Source organism: Rhodococcus jostii RHA1 (assembly GCF_000014565.1).
Classification (GTDB): domain Bacteria; phylum Actinomycetota; class Actinomycetes; order Mycobacteriales; family Mycobacteriaceae; genus Rhodococcus_F; species Rhodococcus_F jostii_A.
Map to the genome: position 1 here is coordinate 7,639,984 of NC_008268.1, position 15,902 is coordinate 7,655,885.

Here is a 15,902-nt window from a genome sequence, read left to right on the forward strand (position 1 = left end):
ACAGGCCGGACCGCCATTCACAGGTCGATTGTCGTGCCAGGTCACGGTGATCGACACGGTGATCCGGTCACGCATGCTGCTCGGTATGTGGTGGCTGATCGTGGCGAGTGTGGTGGCAGGTGCGGGTGCGGGATGGGCAGCCCGCCGGACGGCCGGCCTGTTCGTGGGCACGGTGCGGGCGGGCTGGTGTGAGGCGGTGTGCGCTGTCGGCGTCCCCGCCACGGTCTGGGCCGGTACCACCGCATCCACACCGGGGGTGCTGCCGTGTGCGCTCGCGTTCTGGTGGTGGTGTGTGAGTCTCGCCGCCACCGACCTGTGTGCGCGGAAGCTGCCGAACCTGCTGACCCTGCCCGGCTTCCTCGCGATCGTCGGCGTCGGCGCTGCGACCGGATCCGCGGCCACAGCCGTGATCGGCGGGTTCCTGTTGGCGTCGGCGTATCTCGCCCTGTACCTCGGCGCCCCCGGGGCGGTCGGTGCGGGTGACGTGAAACTCGCCCTCGGGGTGGGCGCAGCCGCCGGGCTCGCCGGGGGAGAAGCCTGGGTGCTCGCGGCGGGGCTCGCGCCGGCGCTGACAGCGCTGGTGGGCTGCATCGTTCTCGCCCCCCGGGGTTCGCCGCCGCCGCTCCCGCACGGCCCCGCCATGTGTGCCGCGACACTGGTTGCGCTGTTCGCCGCGCACGTCACCTGAACGAGTCCGCGCCCGGCACACGGTTGGGAGGACCACCGTCACTGCCGGGCGCGGCGACATGGAAGGATATTGGGCGTGCTGCGCTGGATAACTGCCGGAGAATCCCATGGTCCCGCCCTCGTCGCGATGCTCGAGGGGATGGTCGCGGGCGTCGAAGTGACGTCCGAGGACATCTCGACCCAACTCGCGCGACGCCGTCTCGGCTACGGCCGCGGCGCGCGGATGAAGTTCGAGGCCGACAAGGTCACCATCGTCGGTGGTGTGCGCCACGGGCGGACACTCGGCGGACCGATCGCCGTCGAGGTGGGTAACACGGAGTGGCCCAAGTGGGAAACCATCATGTCCGCGGACCCGGTGGACGCCGAACTGCTCGCCGACCAGGCGCGGAATGCGCCACTGACCCGCCCGCGCCCCGGTCACGCCGACTACTCGGGCATGCTCAAGTACGGATTCGACGACGCCCGCCCGGTTCTCGAACGCGCGAGCGCACGCGAGACCGCGGCACGGGTCGCGGCCGCGACTTTCGCCCGCAGTTTCCTCCGCCAGGTGTTCGGCGTGGAGGTGTTGTCCCACGTGATCTCCATCGGCGCGTCCGACCCGTACGTCGGCCCCGAACCCACCGCGTCGGATCTGGCGGCGATCGACGCCAGCCCGGTACGCGCCTTCGACAAGGCCGCCGAGGAATCGATGATCGCCGAGATCGAGGCGGCCAAGCGTGACGGCGACACCCTCGGCGGGGTCGTCGAGGTCGTCATCCACGGTCTCCCTGTGGGTCTCGGATCGTTCATCAGCGGCGCGGACCGCCTCGACGCCCGTCTCGCGTCCGCCCTGATGGGCATTCAGGCCATCAAGGGTGTCGAGGTCGGCGACGGCTTCGAGACCGCGCGCCGTCGCGGCAGCCAGGCGCACGACGAGATGCGTCCGGGCCCGGACGGAATCCTGCGTTCGACCAACCGCGCGGGCGGCCTCGAGGGCGGCATGACCAACGGGGAGGCGCTCCGCGTGCGCGCGGCGATGAAGCCGATCTCGACGGTCCCGCGCGCGCTGGCCACCGTCGACATGTCGACCGGTGAGGAAGCCGTGGCCATCCACCAGCGGTCCGACGTGTGCGCGGTGCCCGCGGCCGGTGTCGTGGCCGAGGCGATGGTGGCGTTGGTCGTCGCCCAGGCGGCACTCGAGAAGTTCGGGGGCGACTCGGTTGCCGAGACGACCGCCAACTACGAGCGCTACGCGTCGGGCGTCGCAGCCCGGCTCGCGCGATGACCACCCGGTCTGCCGTCGCATCGGGGCGGTGACGGATGATGGCACCGAAAGCCGTGCTCGTCGGCCCCCCGGGCGCGGGTAAGTCCACGATCGGGCGGCGCCTCGCGCAGGCCCTGGACCTTCCGCTGTTCGACACCGACGTGGCGGTCGAGGAAGAGGCGGGACGCACGATCGCCGAGATCTTCGTCCAGGAGGGCGAACCCGCCTTCCGTGCCCTCGAGGAAGAGATCGTCCGGAAGGCCATCGAGAGCCACGAGGGGATCGTGTCGCTCGGCGGTGGATCCATCCTCTCCGAGCGGACCCGGGAATTGTTGAAGGGCCACACCGTGATCTATCTCGAGATCAGCGTGGCCGAGGGGCTCAAGCGCACGGGGACCAACACCGCGCGCCCCCTTCTCGCCGGTGGCGACCCCCGCCAGAAGTACACCGAGTTGATGCGCAAGCGCCGACCGCTGTACCGGCAGGTGGCGTCCATCCGGATACGCACGGACGGGCGGAGTCCCGCCCGCGTGGTGCAGCAGCTGGTGGCGAAACTCGCCGAGTGATCGGCGGCCCCGGCGGAACAGAGACATCCGAGAATCTCGGACAAGACGGAGCGGAGCAGCAGACAGTGACCGAACCGGTACGCGTACAGGTGCAGACGGCGAACCCCTACCCGGTCATCATCGGGCGCGGATTGCTCGGCGAGCTGGTGGACGAACTCACCGGCACGAGGACGGTGGCGATCTTCCATCAGCCGCCGCTGGCCGAGACGGCGGAGGCGGTGCGCGCGGCGCTCGCCGAAAAGGGAATCGATGCGCACCGCATCGAGATTCCGGACGCGGAGGACGGCAAGGATCTGGCCGTGGCCGGATTCTGCTGGGAGGTCCTCGGCCGTATCGGGCTGACCCGCAGCGACGCCGTGGTCAGCCTGGGCGGTGGCGCGGCCACCGACCTCGCCGGGTTCGTCGCGGCGACGTGGATGCGCGGTGTGCGCGTGATCCACGTGCCCACGACGTTGCTCGCGATGGTGGATGCGGCGGTCGGCGGCAAGACCGGCATCAACACCGAGGCCGGCAAGAACCTGGTGGGCTCGTTCCACGAGCCGTCGGCGGTGCTGATCGACCTGGCGACGCTGGAGACGGTGCCCCGCAACGAGATCGTCGCCGGAATGGCGGAGGTCGTGAAGACCGGCTTCATCGCCGACCCGGTGATCCTGGACCTCATCGAGAAGGATCCCGAGGCCGCCCTGGACCCGACGGGAACCGTTCTGCCCGAACTGATCCGGCGGTCCGTGGAGGTCAAGGCCAAGGTCGTGGCCGCCGATCTGCGCGAGTCCGATCTGCGGGAGATCCTGAACTACGGGCACACCCTCGGGCACGCGATCGAGCGGCGTGAGCGTTACCGCTGGCGCCACGGTGCGGCGGTCGCCGTCGGGCTCGTGTTCGCGGCGGAGCTGGGGCGTCTGGCGGGGCGCCTGGACGATGTGACGGCGGACCGGCACCGCACCATCCTGGAACTGGTGGGTCTGCCCACCACGTACGACGCGGACGCGTTCGGCCAGTTGGTCGAGGGGATGCAGACCGACAAGAAGAACCGGGCGGGCGTTCTGCGGTTCGTCGTGCTCGACGGGCTCGCGAAGCCGGGGCGGCTCGAGGGCCCGGACCCGTCTCTGCTCGTGGCCGCGTACTCCGCGGTGGCGCGGGAGGAGAAGCCGGGCACCGGTGGTGCCGTCCTGCTGTGACGTAGCGGCACGAAGCGAGACGCGGCGGTGTGAGCGAGTGCGCTCACACCGCCGCGTCGTCTGTCGGTGTGGTGAAGCCGAGAGGTGTTACTCGCCGCGGCGAGGGTCGTCGGTGGTGCGCTTCCCGAGGTCCACAGGGTCCTGCCACGCGGTGTCCGCACCCTGCGGCTGATCGAGGTCGGACGTGTCCTCACGGTAGTTGTGCACCGGTTCGAAGACGGCCGTGTCGGCGTCGGAACCGGCGTAACCGGTGTCCGCGGTCTGCTCGTAGGCCTGGCCGGGATAGTTCTGTCCATAGCCCTCGTCGTCGGCGACGGCTGCTGCTGCGGTTCCCCCCGCTGCGGCCCCTGCGGCCGTTCCGGCGCCGCGCGCCGCCGGGTGACGCTCGCTGCGGTCCTTCTCCGTCTTCCTGGACTCGCGGCTGACGAAGAACCGGCCGAGGAACGCGGCGAGCATGGCAGGCACGAAGATCAGCAGGACCGTGAACGCGGCCCCGGACGTGATCTCGAAGAAGAACGAGTTCTGGGTGACGTTGAGGGACGGAATCAGGTTGGCCAGCCAGCTCCCCACACCCGCCACGATGCCGCCGAGCAGGGCCGCCTTCAGCCACAGCATCGTCAGGTCGGCGCCGTCCTCCGGCTCGGGGTTCCGGCGACGGTCCCGGATGCCGTCGATGCCGGCCCAGATCAGCGCCACGAACACGACGACCAGCAGTGCGAGCCATCTCAGAGCGGATCCCTGAAGGGGCCACTGTGTGATCGACACACCGAGGATCACACGAACGAAAACATGTATCAGGGCCATGCCGAGGCCGCGTACCACCCACGCATTCATGGGCACAGCGTAACGAGCGGGTTTTCACCCGTGTGGTCTAACCCACACGGCGCGCTCTGAAACCCGTTCTCGCCACCGGACGGGTGCCGTCGATCCGCGCCCTCCGGGTGGCGATTTGCCGGTACGTTTGACGACATGCCTGCTGATCATGGTTCGCGGCGCGCGGCGCTGCGCGCGGCCCTCGCCGCCCGGGATCTCGACGCACTTCTGGTGACGAATCTGGTGAACATCCGCTATCTCACCGGGTTCACCGGATCCAACGCAGCCCTGCTCGTGCACGCCGCCGACGCCGAGGGGGCCGAGGAGCGCACCGTCATCTGCACCGACGGCCGCTACCTCACGCAAGTCGGGGAACAGGTTCCCGATCTGCGCGCCGAGATCGCCCGCGCCAGCGCCGCGCACCTCATCGAATCGGTGGGACGGCGGAGCCCGTCCTCGCTGGCGTTCGAGAGCCACGTCGTGACGGTGGACGAGTTCGCGGCCTGGTCGGTGCTCGCGCCGGACGCGCGGCTCGATCCCGTTCCGGGTCTCGTCGAGGAACTGCGGATGGTGAAGGACGATTTCGAGGTCGGATTGCTGCGGGCGGCGTGCACGGCCGCCGACTCCGCGCTCGCCGACCTGATCGAACGTGGTGGCCTCCGCCCTGGACGCACCGAGAAGGAGGTGGGCCGGGAACTGGAGGCGCTGATGCTCGCGCACGGCGCCGACGGCATCTCGTTCGAGACCATCGTCGCGGCCGGCGCCAACTCGGCGATCCCGCATCACCGCCCCACCGAGGCAGTCCTCGCCGGCGGCGACTTCGTGAAGCTGGACTTCGGCGCCGAGGTCGGCGGATACCACTCGGACATGACCAGAACGTACGTCCTGGGGCAGGCCGCCGACTGGCAACGGGACGTGTATGCGCTGGTCGCGCGGTCGCAGGAGGCCGGGCGGGACGCGCTGCGCCCGGGCGCCGAGGTGTCCGCCGTGGACGGTGCCGCCCGCCGGGTCATCGAGGACGCGGGCTACGGGGAACTGTTCCTGCACGGGCTCGGACACGGCGTCGGCCTGGAGATCCACGAAGCTCCGGGAATCGGCAAGCTCGGCACCGGTACACTTCTGGACGGTGCGGCGGTGACCGTCGAGCCGGGCGTGTACTTCTCCGGGCGCGGAGGCGTGCGGATCGAGGACACGCTCGTGGTTCGTGAGCAGGGACCGGAGCTGCTCACACTCACCACCAAAGACCTGACTGTCGTGTAGACGGTTTCGACCTTATCGAGGAGACGCGAAGCAAGTGGCTTCCACTAGTGATTTCAAGAACGGCCTGGTCCTGCAGATCGAGGGCCAGCTGTGGACGATCATCGAGTTCCAGCATGTGAAGCCCGGCAAGGGTCCCGCGTTCGTGCGCACCAAGTTGAAGAATGTGCTCTCGGGCAAGGTCGTCGACAAGACGTTCAACGCCGGCGTCAAGGTGGAGACGGCCACGGTCGACCGCCGCGACATGACGTACCTGTACCACGACGGCACCGACTACATCTTCATGGACGGCGACACCTACGACCAGATCTCGATCAGCGAGGCCACCGTCGGCGACGGTGCACGCTTCATGCTCGAGAACATGGCCGTGCAGGTTGCGACGCACGAGGACGTCCCGCTGTTCGTGGAACTGCCCGTCACCGTCGAACTGGTGGTCCAGCACACCGATCCCGGTCTGCAGGGCGACCGCTCCACCGGTGGCACCAAGCCCGCCACCCTCGAGACCGGTGCCGAGATCAACGTGCCGCTGTTCATCAACACCGGTGACAAGCTGAAGGTCGATTCCCGCGACGGCAACTACCTCGGGCGTGTGAATTCCTGAGTGTCCGGTACGCATAAGAAACTCGGCGCACGGCACAAGGCCCGCAAGCGCGCCGTCGATTTCCTCTTCGAGGCCGAGGCGCGAGATCTCGATCCGGTCGATCTCGCCACCGAACGCGCGGAGCTGTCCGGCAAGGACGACTCCGTGGCGCCGGTTGCTCCGTACACCGTCACCGTGGTGACCGGGGTGGCGGAGAACCTGGACCGCCTCGACGAGGTGATCAGATCCCACCTGCAGGACTGGACGCTGGAGAGGCTGCCCGCCGTCGACCGCGCCATCCTGCGCATCGCCGTGTGGGAACTGTTCCACGCCACCGACGTGCCTCCGGTCGTGGCCGTGGACGAGGCGGTGGAGCTGGCGAAACAGCTGTCCACCGACGAGTCGCCGGGGTTCGTGAACGGCATCCTCGGTCAGGTCGTGCTGGTGGCGCCGCAGGTGCGGTCGGCTGCGGCCGCCACGTCGCGGCGCACCGAGACCGCCGGCGGCGAGTCGAACGACGCCGGTTCGTAAGTTCGTGTCCCGCTGCGGGCCCGTGACTGCGCGGGCCCGCAGGTCAGGGGTCCGGGCCTGGCGCAGTCGACGCGCTGATAAGCTGTCCGCGTCAGGCATCCTTTAACGATCCGTCCAGTGAGGCGGAGAAGGAGGTCGTTGTATGCGTGTGCCCGAAGGGTCTCGCCCCGCCGGGGAACCGGCGGATTCAACACCAGAGTCGTCCCCGTCCGTAGAACCCGCACGCGAGCTGCTGTCCGCAGCCGATGTGGGACGGACCATTGCGCGAATCGCGCACCAGATCATCGAGAAGACCGCGCTGGACGCCGCCGACGGTGACGCGCCGCGGGTCGTCCTGATCGGCATCCCCACTCGGGGCACGACGCTCGCGGCCCGCCTCGCCGGGAAGATCGAGGAATTCTCCGGGGTGCGCCCATCGGTCGGCTCCCTCGACATCACCCTCTACCGCGACGACCTGCGCACCAAACCGCACCGTCCCCTCGAACGCACGTCGGTGCCCGAGGGCGGCGTCGACAACACCCTGGTGGTACTCGTCGACGACGTGCTGTTCTCCGGCCGCACCGTCCGCTCGGCTCTCGACGCCCTCCGCGATCTCGGGCGGCCCCGCGCCGTTCAGCTGGCCGTCCTCGTCGACCGCGGCCACCGGGAACTGCCGCTGCGCGCCGACTACGTGGGCAAGAACGTGCCCACCGCCCGCACCGAGGACGTCAAGGTGCTCCTGAGCGAACACGACGGCCGCGACGCGGTCATGATCTCCGGGGGGAAGAGCTAAGTGAAGCACCTGTTGTCGATCGCGGACCTGACACGGGAATCGGCTGTCGAACTCCTCGACGAGGCCGAACGCTTCGAACAAGCCCTCCTCGGACGTGAGGTGCGGAAGCTCCCGACGCTGCGTGGCCGGACGGTCATGACCGTGTTCTTCGAGAACTCGACCCGGACCCGGGTGTCGTTCGAGGTCGCCGGGAAGTGGATGAGCGCGGACGTCATCAACGTCAGCGCCTCGAGTTCGTCGGTGTCCAAGGGGGAATCCCTCCGGGACACGGCGATGACGCTGCGCGCCGCCGGCGCCGACGCCCTGATCGTGCGCCACCCCGCATCGGGTGCGGCCCACCAGATCGCGAAGTGGACCGGGCATCAGGACGACGGCGGGCCGGCGGTCATCAACGCCGGCGACGGTACCCACGAACATCCCACCCAGGCGCTGCTCGACGCGCTCACGCTGCGTCAGCGTCTCGGTGACATCGAGGGCAAGCGCATCGCCATCGTCGGCGACATCCTGCACAGCCGGGTGGCGCGGTCGAACGCCTTGCTGCTGTCGATGCTCGGTGCCGAGGTGGTCCTGGTCGCGCCACCCACGTTGCTCCCCGTGGGGGTGTCCGCTTGGCCGGTGTCGGTGGCGCATTCACTGGACGCGGAGCTTCCCGGCCTCGACGCGGTCCTCATGCTGCGTGTGCAGGCGGAACGGATGAACGGCGGATTCTTCCCGTCCCAACGGGAGTACTCGATCAATTACGGCCTGTCGGAGAAGCGGCTCGCGCTGCTTCCCGACCACGCGGTGGTGCTGCACCCCGGCCCGATGCTGCGCGGCATGGAGATCGCGTCGGCGGTGGCCGACTCGACGAGGACCGCCGTGCTGCAGCAGGTGACCAACGGTGTGCACATGCGGATGGCGGTGCTGTTCCGGCTGCTGGTCGGAGCGGAGGAAGTTGCGGGATGAGTGACAGTGCAGTGACAGGAGAGACAGTGCTCATCAAGAACGTGTTGCTGTACGGCGAGGGCGAACCCACCGACGTGCTGCTCGGGGACGGCGTCATCGCCGCGATCGGTGCGGACGCGGGCAAGGACAGCGGGCCGGACGTCGAGGTGATCGACGCGGCGGGGCAGATCCTGCTCCCCGGTTTCGTCGACCTGCACACCCACCTGCGTGAACCCGGCCGCGAGGACACCGAGACCATCGATTCCGGTTCGGCCGCCGCCGCGCTCGGTGGATACACCGCGGTGTTCGCGATGGCCAACACCAGCCCGGTCGCCGATTCGGTGGTCGTCACCGACCACGTGTGGCGCCGCGGCCAGGAAGTCGGGCTCGTCGACGTACACCCCGTCGGCGCCGTCACCGTCGGGCTCGAGGGCAAGCAGCTCGCCGAGATGGCCACGATGGCGTCGGGGATAGGCCGGGTGCGGATGTTCTCGGACGACGGCCACTGCGTCTACGACCCGCTGATCATGCGCCGGGCGCTCGAGTACTCCAGTTCGCTCGGGGTGCTCATCGCGCAGCACGCGGAGGAGCCGCGGCTCACCGTCGGCGCCGTCGCACACGAGGGCCCCACCGCCGCCCGGCTCGGGCTCGCGGGCTGGCCGCGCGCCGCCGAGGAGTCGATCGTCGCCCGCGACGCGCTGCTCGCCCGCGACGCCGGGGCGCGGGTGCACATCTGCCACGCCTCCACCGCGGGCACCGTCGAACTGGTGAAGTGGGCACGCGGCCAAGGCATTTCGATCACCGCCGAGGTCACCCCGCACCACCTGCTGCTCGACGACTCCCGGCTCGAGACGTACGACGCCGTGAACAAGGTGAATCCGCCGCTGCGGGAGGCGAGCGACGTCGCCGCGCTCCGGGCCGGACTGGCCGAGGGGATCATCGACTGCGTCGCGACCGATCATGCGCCGCACGCCGAGCAGGACAAGTGCTGCGAGTTCGCGGCCGCCCGCCCCGGAATGCTGGGTCTGGAGACCGCACTGTCGATCGTTGCGCAGACGATGGTCCGCACGGGTCTGCTCGACTGGCGCGGAGTCGCGCGGGTGATGAGTGAGCGGCCCGCCGAGATCGTCGGACTCGACGACCAGGGTCGCCCGATCGAGGTCGGCGAGCCCGCCAACCTGGTGCTGATCGATCCGGACGCCGAATGGACGGTCCACGGCCCCGATCTGGCCAGCGTCGCCCACAACACGCCGTACGAGTCGATGACGCTGCAGGCGCGGGTGACCACAACGTTCCTGCGTGGCCGGGTCACCGCGAGCGACGGCCACGCCCGCGTCCCGGTGCGGAACGGCAGGGGATGACGGTGGAGAGAATTCTGTGGATAGTCGGCCTCGTCGCGTTCTGGGCGCTGGCCATCTTCCTCATGTACATCGGGTGGCGCGGTCGTGCCCGCCGTCAGGCCGACCGGGTCGGGCAGCTTCCCGCCGTGCCCGCGCACCTCGGCAAGCAGACGATCGCCCCGGCCACCGGACTGTACGTGGGCAGCACCCTGGCCCCGAGCTGGCAGGACCGGATCGCGGTCGGCGACCTCGGTTTCCGGGCGACGGGGGAGATCTCCCGCTACGCGACCGGGATCCTGCTCGAACGTGACGGGGCGTCGGCGATCTGGATTCCGCAGGACGCGGTCCGCGCCGTCCGCACCGAGCGCGGTCTCGCGGGCAAGGTCATGAGCAAGGACGGCGTGCTCGTGATCCGATGGGAACTGCCGACCGGCACCGAGATCGACACCGGTTTCCGCAGCGACGACAAGTCCGTGTACCCCGCCTGGGTCGGCGCAGCGGCGCCGGACGGCAAGACAGACAGTGAAGATTCAGCGAATGCGGCGAGCTCTGGTGAGGTCGAGCAGAACGGAGAGAACGCATGAGCGGCTACGACACCGACTCTGCAGTACTGGTCCTCGAGGACGGACGGGCATTCCGGGGCACCACGTTCGGTGCCGTCGGCCAGACACTCGGTGAGGCCGTCTTCAGCACCGGCATGACCGGCTACCAGGAGACCCTCACCGACCCCAGTTACCACCGCCAGATCGTCGTGGCCACCGCGCCGCAGATCGGCAACACGGGATGGAATGACGAGGACGACGAATCCGTCGGCCCCACCGGCAGCAGCGCCGAGGCGAAGATCTGGGTCGCCGGGTACGTCGTCCGCGACCCCGCCCGCCGCACCTCCAGCTGGCGCGCCACCGGCTCCCTGCAGGACGAGCTCGTGAAGCAGGGCGTCGTCGGGATCGCCGGCATCGACACCCGCGCACTGGTCCGCCACCTGCGTACCCGCGGCTCGATGCGTGCCGGGGTGTTCTCCGGTGACGCACTGGCCGACACCGACGTGCTGCTCGACCGCGTGAAGAGCCAGCCGTCGATGCTCGGCGCGGATCTCGCCGGCGAGGTCAGCACCACCAGCGGGTACGTCGTCGAACCGACCGGGGGAGACGCGCGCTTCACCGTCGCGGCAATCGACCTCGGTATCAAGACCAACACCCCCCGCATGTTCGCCGAGCGCGGCATCCGGGTGCACGTGCTCCCGTCCAACGCGACGCTCGAGCAGATCCTCGACCTGAAGGCCGACGGCGTCTTCCTCTCCAACGGTCCCGGCGACCCGGCGACCGCCGACGGCGCCGTGCACCTCACCAAGGAAGTCATCGGGCAGGGCCTGCCCTTGTTCGGCATCTGCTTCGGCAACCAGATCCTCGGGCGTGCTCTCGGTCTCGGCACCTACAAGATGAAGTTCGGTCACCGGGGCATCAACATCCCGGTCGTCGAACACGAGACGGGACGCATCGCGATCACCGCGCAGAACCACGGGTTCGCGCTCGAGGGCGAGGCCGGGCAGGAGTTCGATACTCCGTTCGGCAAGGCCGTGATCAGCCACACCTGCGCCAACGACGGTGCCGTCGAGGGGGTCCGCCTGCTCGACGGATCCGCGTTCTCGGTGCAGTACCACCCCGAGGCCGCGGCGGGCCCGCACGACGCCGCGTACCTGTTCGACCGCTTCACCAGCCTGCTCGAGGGAGTCAAGAACTAATGCCACGCCGTACAGATCTCTCCCACATCCTGGTGATCGGCTCCGGGCCGATCGTCATCGGCCAGGCCTGTGAGTTCGACTACTCCGGAACCCAGGCCTGCCGGGTGCTGCGCGAGGAGGGCCTGCGGGTCAGCCTCGTCAACTCCAATCCGGCCACGATCATGACCGACCCCGAGTTCGCGGACGCCACGTATGTGGAGCCGATCACCGCCGAATTCGTCGAGAAGGTCATCGCCCTCGAGGCGGAGAAGGGTCATCCGATCGATGCCGTCCTCGCGACGCTCGGCGGCCAGACGGCCCTCAACACCGCGGTGGCGCTGCACGAGCAGGGCATCCTCGAGAAGTACGACGTCGAGCTGATCGGCGCCGACTTCGACGCCATCCAGCGCGGCGAGGACCGGCAGAAGTTCAAGGACATCGTCGCCAAGGTCGGCGGCGAGTCCGCACGCTCCCGCGTCTGCTACACGATGGACGAGGTCCGCGACACGGTCGCCGAACTGGGCTTCCCCGTCGTCGTGCGGCCGTCGTTCACGATGGGCGGGCTCGGCTCCGGCATGGCCTACGACGACGAGGACCTGACGCGGATCGCCGGCGGCGGCCTGGCGGCGTCACCCACTGCCAACGTGCTGATCGAGGAATCGATCCTCGGGTGGAAGGAATACGAGCTCGAGCTGATGCGCGACGGCCGCGACAACGTCGTGATCGTGTGCTCGATCGAGAACGTCGACCCGGTCGGGGTGCACACCGGTGACTCGATCACCGTCGCCCCCGCCATGACGCTCACGGACCGCGAGTACCAGGCGATGCGCGACCTCTCGATCGACATCCTCCGCGAGGTCGGCGTCGACACCGGCGGCTGCAACATCCAGTTCGCGATGGATCCCACCGACGGGCGCCTCGTCGTCATCGAGATGAACCCGCGCGTGTCGCGGTCCAGTGCGCTCGCGTCCAAGGCGACCGGCTTCCCGATCGCGAAGATCGCCGCGAAGCTCGCCATCGGCTACACCCTGGACGAGATCGTCAACGACATCACCAAGGAAACCCCGGCGTGCTTCGAGCCGACCCTCGACTACGTCGTCGTGAAGGCGCCCAGGTTCGCGTTCGAGAAGTTCCCCGGCGCCGACGACACGCTCACCACCACGATGAAGTCGGTCGGCGAGGCCATGTCGATCGGCCGCAACTTCACCGAGGCGTTCGGGAAGGTGCTGCGCTCGCTGGAGACCAAGCGGGCCGGGTACTGGACCGGACCCGACGTGGAGGCCGCCGACCTGGACAGTCTCCTGACGGAACTGAGCATCCCCCGCGACGGACGCGTGTACGGCCTCGAGAAGGCGTTCGCTCTCGGCGCCACCGTCGAGCAGCTGTTCGACGCCACGAAGATCGACCCGTGGTTCCTCGACCAGATCCTGCAGATCCACGAGCTCGGCGACGCGCTGCGCGAGGCGCCCGAGGTGACCGAGCGGGTACTGCGCCGCGCCAAGCACCACGGCCTGTCGGATCGGCAGATCGCGGCCCTGCGCCCCGAGATCGGCGGCGAGGACGCCGTCCGGGCGCTGCGTGATCAGTGGAACGTCCACCCCGTCTACAAGACGGTCGACACCTGCGCCGCCGAGTTCGAGGCGAAGACGCCGTACCACTACTCGACGTACGAACTCGACCCGGCGGCCGAGTCCGAGGTGACCCCGCAGACCGAGCGTCCGAAGGTCCTGATCCTCGGTTCCGGACCGAACCGCATCGGTCAGGGCATCGAGTTCGACTACTCCTGCGTCCACGCCGCACTGACGCTGTCGGAGGCCGGCTACGAGACGGTGATGGTCAACTGCAACCCGGAGACCGTCTCCACCGACTACGACACCGCCGACCGCCTGTACTTCGAGCCGCTCACGTTCGAGGACGTGCTCGAGGTGTACCGGGCCGAGTCGCTGTCGGGCACCGTCGCCGGCGTGATCGTGCAGCTCGGCGGTCAGACCCCGCTGGGTCTGGCGAAGCGGCTGAAGGCCGCGGGCGTGCCGATCGTCGGCACCAGCCCGGAGGCGATCGACCTCGCGGAGGATCGCGGCGAGTTCGGCAAGGTGCTGGTCGAGGCCGGTCTGCCCGCTCCCAAGTTCGGCACCGCCACCACGTTCGCCGGGGCCCGCGAGATCGCGGCCGGCATCGGGTACCCGGTGCTGGTGCGGCCGTCGTACGTCCTCGGTGGCCGTGGCATGGAGATCGTCTACGACGAGGCGTCGCTGGAGAGTTACATCTCCCGCGCCACCGAGATCTCCGACGACCGGCCCGTCCTGGTCGACCGGTTCCTGGAAGACGCCATCGAGATCGACGTCGACGCGCTCTGCGACGGCTCCGAGGTGTACCTCGGCGGTGTGATGGAGCACATCGAGGAGGCCGGCATCCACTCGGGCGACTCGGCCTGCGCGCTGCCGCCGATCACCCTCGGCCGCGCCGACCTCGAGAACGTCCGCCGCTCGACGGAGGCGCTCGCCAAGGGCATCGGCGTCAAGGGCCTGCTCAACGTCCAGTACGCCCTGAAGGACGACATCCTGTACGTCCTGGAGGCGAACCCCCGCGCCAGCCGCACCGTGCCGTTCGTGTCGAAGGCGACGGCGGTGCAGCTCGCCAAGGCGTGCGCCCGTGTCATGCTCGGCGAGTCCATCGCCGATCTGCGTGCGAGCGGCGTGCTCCCGGCCACCGGCGACGGCGGCTCGACCCCGGCGGACGCACCCGTCGCCGTCAAGGAGGCCGTGCTGCCGTTCAACCGGTTCCGGCGTGCCGACGGCACCGGCGTCGACACCCTGCTGAGCCCGGAGATGAAGTCGACCGGCGAGGTCATGGGCATCGACGCCGACTTCGGCACCGCGTTCGCGAAGAGCCAGACGGCCGCGTACGGCTCGCTGCCCACCTCGGGCTCGGTGTTCGTCTCCGTCGCCAACAAGGACAAGCGGTCGCTGATCTTCCCGGTCAAGCGACTCGCCGACCTGGGGTTCCGGATCCTGGCCACCGAGGGCACCGCGGCGGTGCTCCGCCGGAACGGGATCACCTGCCAGGAGGTGCACAAGCACTCCGGCGAGAAGCTGGAGGCGGGTGAGCGCACCATCGTCGAGATGATCCGCGACGGCGAGGTGGACATGGTGATCAACACGCCGTACGGCAACTCCGGACCGCGCGTCGACGGCTACGAGATCCGCAGCGCGGCCGTCGCCATGAACATCCCGTGCGTCACCACCGTGCAGGGCGCGTCCGCCGCGGTGCAGGGCATCGAGGCCGCGATCCGCGGCGACATCGGGGTCCAGTCGCTTCAGGCCCTGCACGCACGGCTGCGGTCGCCCGCAGTGGTCGTGGCTCCCGCGACCGGGTCCGCCTCGTCGTGAGCGGACACCATCACCACCACTCCTGGGTGCATCGGCTGACATCGGCGGTCGAGCACCGGGGGCGGTTGTGCGTCGGGATCGATCCGCATCCGGGCCTGCTCGAGGCGTGGGGGCTGCCCGTCTCCGCCGAGGGGCTGGAGACGTTCGCGGAGATCTGCGTGGAGGCCTTCGTCGGTGAGGTGGCCGTCGTGAAGCCTCAGGTGGCGTTCTTCGAAGCGTACGGCTCCGCCGGGTACGCGGTGCTCGAACGGACCATTTCGGTCCTCAGAGAGGCGAGGACGCTCGTCGTCGCCGATGCCAAGCGCGGGGACATCGGGTCGACTATGGCGGCGTACGCGCAGTCCTGGCTGGGTGCGGAGTCGGCCCTGTCCTCCGATGCGGTGACGGTGTCGCCGTATCTGGGATTCGGTGCGCTCGACCCGGCGCTGTCGCTGGCGGCGGAGCAGGGCCGCGGGCTCTTCGTACTGGCCCGGACGTCCAATCCCGAGGGCGGCGACCTGCAGGCGGCGCAGACCGCCGGGGGAGCGTCCGTGGCCCAGTCCGTGGTGGACGCGGCAGTCCGGTACAACGACGCGCAACCCGGTCTGGTGGGTCTGGTGGTGGGCGCGACACGCGGACACGGCCTGGATTTGTCGAATTTTTCCGGACCGATTCTCGCGCCCGGTCTCGGCGCCCAGGGCGCGACTCCCGGTGACCTCGCCGACATTTTTCCCGATTCTCGAAAACTGTTGTTGCCGAACAGTTCTCGTGGTGTTCTCGGTGCCGGACCGTCGGTGACGGCACTGCGTGAGGCGGCAGTGAAGGTCCGCGACGAGATCGAGTCCGCGCTCTCATAGCCCACCCGAATCCGGCTCTGACCTCGGGGGGTGGGTTCGCAATCGGCGCCGGGCGTGAGTACGGTC

At 69.2% G+C, this 15,902-nt stretch carries 15 protein-coding genes; 14 read left to right on the forward strand and 1 reads right to left on the reverse strand.

Annotated elements, in window-relative coordinates:
- Nucleotides 1–28: 28 nt before the first annotated feature.
- From RHA1_RS34835 to aroB, 4 genes are all read left to right on the forward strand, one after another.
- Entirely contained in the window at nt 29–688 is a 660-nt protein-coding gene (locus RHA1_RS34835) for a prepilin peptidase (protein WP_011598858.1), read from the forward strand.
- A 75-nt stretch (nt 689–763) separates the two neighbouring features.
- Nucleotides 764–1,951 (forward strand): chorismate synthase, encoded by a 1,188-nt coding sequence (gene aroC / locus RHA1_RS34840; protein WP_009480413.1) that lies wholly within the window; start codon nt 764–766, stop codon nt 1,949–1,951.
- A 38-nt stretch (nt 1,952–1,989) separates the two neighbouring features.
- Nucleotides 1,990–2,496 (forward strand): shikimate kinase, encoded by a 507-nt coding sequence (locus RHA1_RS34845; RefSeq protein WP_005241678.1) that lies wholly within the window; start codon nt 1,990–1,992, stop codon nt 2,494–2,496.
- Between the two features lie 65 nt (nt 2,497–2,561).
- On the forward strand, nt 2,562–3,674 hold the full coding sequence (aroB, locus tag RHA1_RS34850; protein ID WP_029537754.1) for a 3-dehydroquinate synthase: 1,113 nt from the start codon (nt 2,562–2,564) through the stop codon (nt 3,672–3,674).
- 87 nt (nt 3,675–3,761) lie between these two features.
- Here the strand turns inward: aroB and RHA1_RS34855 are convergent, their stop codons facing one another.
- On the reverse strand, nt 3,762–4,508 hold the full coding sequence (locus RHA1_RS34855; RefSeq protein WP_011598859.1) for a B-4DMT family transporter: 747 nt from the start codon (nt 4,506–4,508) through the stop codon (nt 3,762–3,764).
- Nucleotides 4,509–4,643: 135 nt separating this feature from the next.
- Between RHA1_RS34855 and RHA1_RS34860 the strand changes: the two genes are divergently transcribed.
- From RHA1_RS34860 to pyrF, 10 genes are all read left to right on the forward strand, one after another.
- Nucleotides 4,644–5,747, forward strand: a complete 1,104-nt coding sequence (locus tag RHA1_RS34860) for an aminopeptidase P family protein (protein ID WP_009480416.1) — start codon at nt 4,644–4,646, stop codon at nt 5,745–5,747.
- A gap of 34 nt (nt 5,748–5,781) precedes the next feature.
- Nucleotides 5,782–6,345: an elongation factor P gene (efp, locus tag RHA1_RS34865; protein WP_009480417.1), complete on the forward strand. Its 564-nt coding sequence runs from the start codon at nt 5,782–5,784 to the stop codon at nt 6,343–6,345.
- A complete protein-coding gene (nusB, locus tag RHA1_RS34870; RefSeq protein WP_009480418.1) occupies nt 6,346–6,855 on the forward strand; it encodes a transcription antitermination factor NusB in 510 nt (169 codons plus the stop codon).
- A 142-nt stretch (nt 6,856–6,997) separates the two neighbouring features.
- A complete protein-coding gene (gene pyrR, locus RHA1_RS34875; RefSeq protein WP_009480419.1) occupies nt 6,998–7,627 on the forward strand; it encodes a bifunctional pyr operon transcriptional regulator/uracil phosphoribosyltransferase PyrR in 630 nt (209 codons plus the stop codon).
- Entirely contained in the window at nt 7,628–8,572 is a 945-nt protein-coding gene (locus tag RHA1_RS34880) for an aspartate carbamoyltransferase catalytic subunit (protein WP_009480420.1), read from the forward strand.
- Nucleotides 8,569–9,912, forward strand: coding sequence for a dihydroorotase (locus RHA1_RS34885; protein ID WP_011598860.1), 1,344 nt, complete (start codon nt 8,569–8,571; stop codon nt 9,910–9,912). Before RHA1_RS34880 ends, RHA1_RS34885 begins: the two co-directional genes overlap by 4 nt.
- Nucleotides 9,909–10,475, forward strand: coding sequence for a PH-like domain-containing protein (locus RHA1_RS34890; protein ID WP_009480422.1), 567 nt, complete (start codon nt 9,909–9,911; stop codon nt 10,473–10,475). The genes RHA1_RS34885 and RHA1_RS34890 overlap by 4 nt, the downstream gene beginning before the upstream one ends.
- The gene (gene carA, locus RHA1_RS34895) at nt 10,472–11,632 is read left to right on the forward strand and encodes a glutamine-hydrolyzing carbamoyl-phosphate synthase small subunit (RefSeq protein ID WP_009480423.1); all 1,161 of its coding nucleotides are present in this window, start codon (nt 10,472–10,474) and stop codon (nt 11,630–11,632) included. The genes RHA1_RS34890 and carA overlap by 4 nt, the downstream gene beginning before the upstream one ends.
- Entirely contained in the window at nt 11,632–15,000 is a 3,369-nt protein-coding gene (gene carB / locus RHA1_RS34900) for a carbamoyl-phosphate synthase large subunit (protein WP_011598862.1), read from the forward strand. Before carA ends, carB begins: the two co-directional genes overlap by 1 nt.
- Entirely contained in the window at nt 14,997–15,836 is an 840-nt protein-coding gene (gene pyrF, locus RHA1_RS34905; RefSeq protein ID WP_011598863.1) for an orotidine-5'-phosphate decarboxylase, read from the forward strand. The genes carB and pyrF overlap by 4 nt, the downstream gene beginning before the upstream one ends.
- The last annotated feature ends 66 nt before the right edge of the window (nt 15,837–15,902 follow it).

Coding starts and splice junctions, on each gene's coding strand:
- RHA1_RS34845 (WP_005241678.1), top strand. CDS start 1,990: ATGGCACCGAAAGCCGTGCTCGTCGGCCCCCCGGGCGCGGGTAAGTCC.
- RHA1_RS34855 (WP_011598859.1), bottom strand. CDS start 4,508: ATGAATGCGTGGGTGGTACGCGGCCTCGGCATGGCCCTGATACATGTT.
- RHA1_RS34860 (WP_009480416.1), top strand. CDS start 4,644: ATGCCTGCTGATCATGGTTCGCGGCGCGCGGCGCTGCGCGCGGCCCTC.
- pyrR (WP_009480419.1), top strand. CDS start 6,998: ATGCGTGTGCCCGAAGGGTCTCGCCCCGCCGGGGAACCGGCGGATTCA.
- RHA1_RS34885 (WP_011598860.1), top strand. CDS start 8,569: ATGAGTGACAGTGCAGTGACAGGAGAGACAGTGCTCATCAAGAACGTG.
- RHA1_RS34890 (WP_009480422.1), top strand. CDS start 9,909: ATGACGGTGGAGAGAATTCTGTGGATAGTCGGCCTCGTCGCGTTCTGG.
- carA (WP_009480423.1), top strand. CDS start 10,472: ATGAGCGGCTACGACACCGACTCTGCAGTACTGGTCCTCGAGGACGGA.
- carB (WP_011598862.1), top strand. CDS start 11,632: ATGCCACGCCGTACAGATCTCTCCCACATCCTGGTGATCGGCTCCGGG.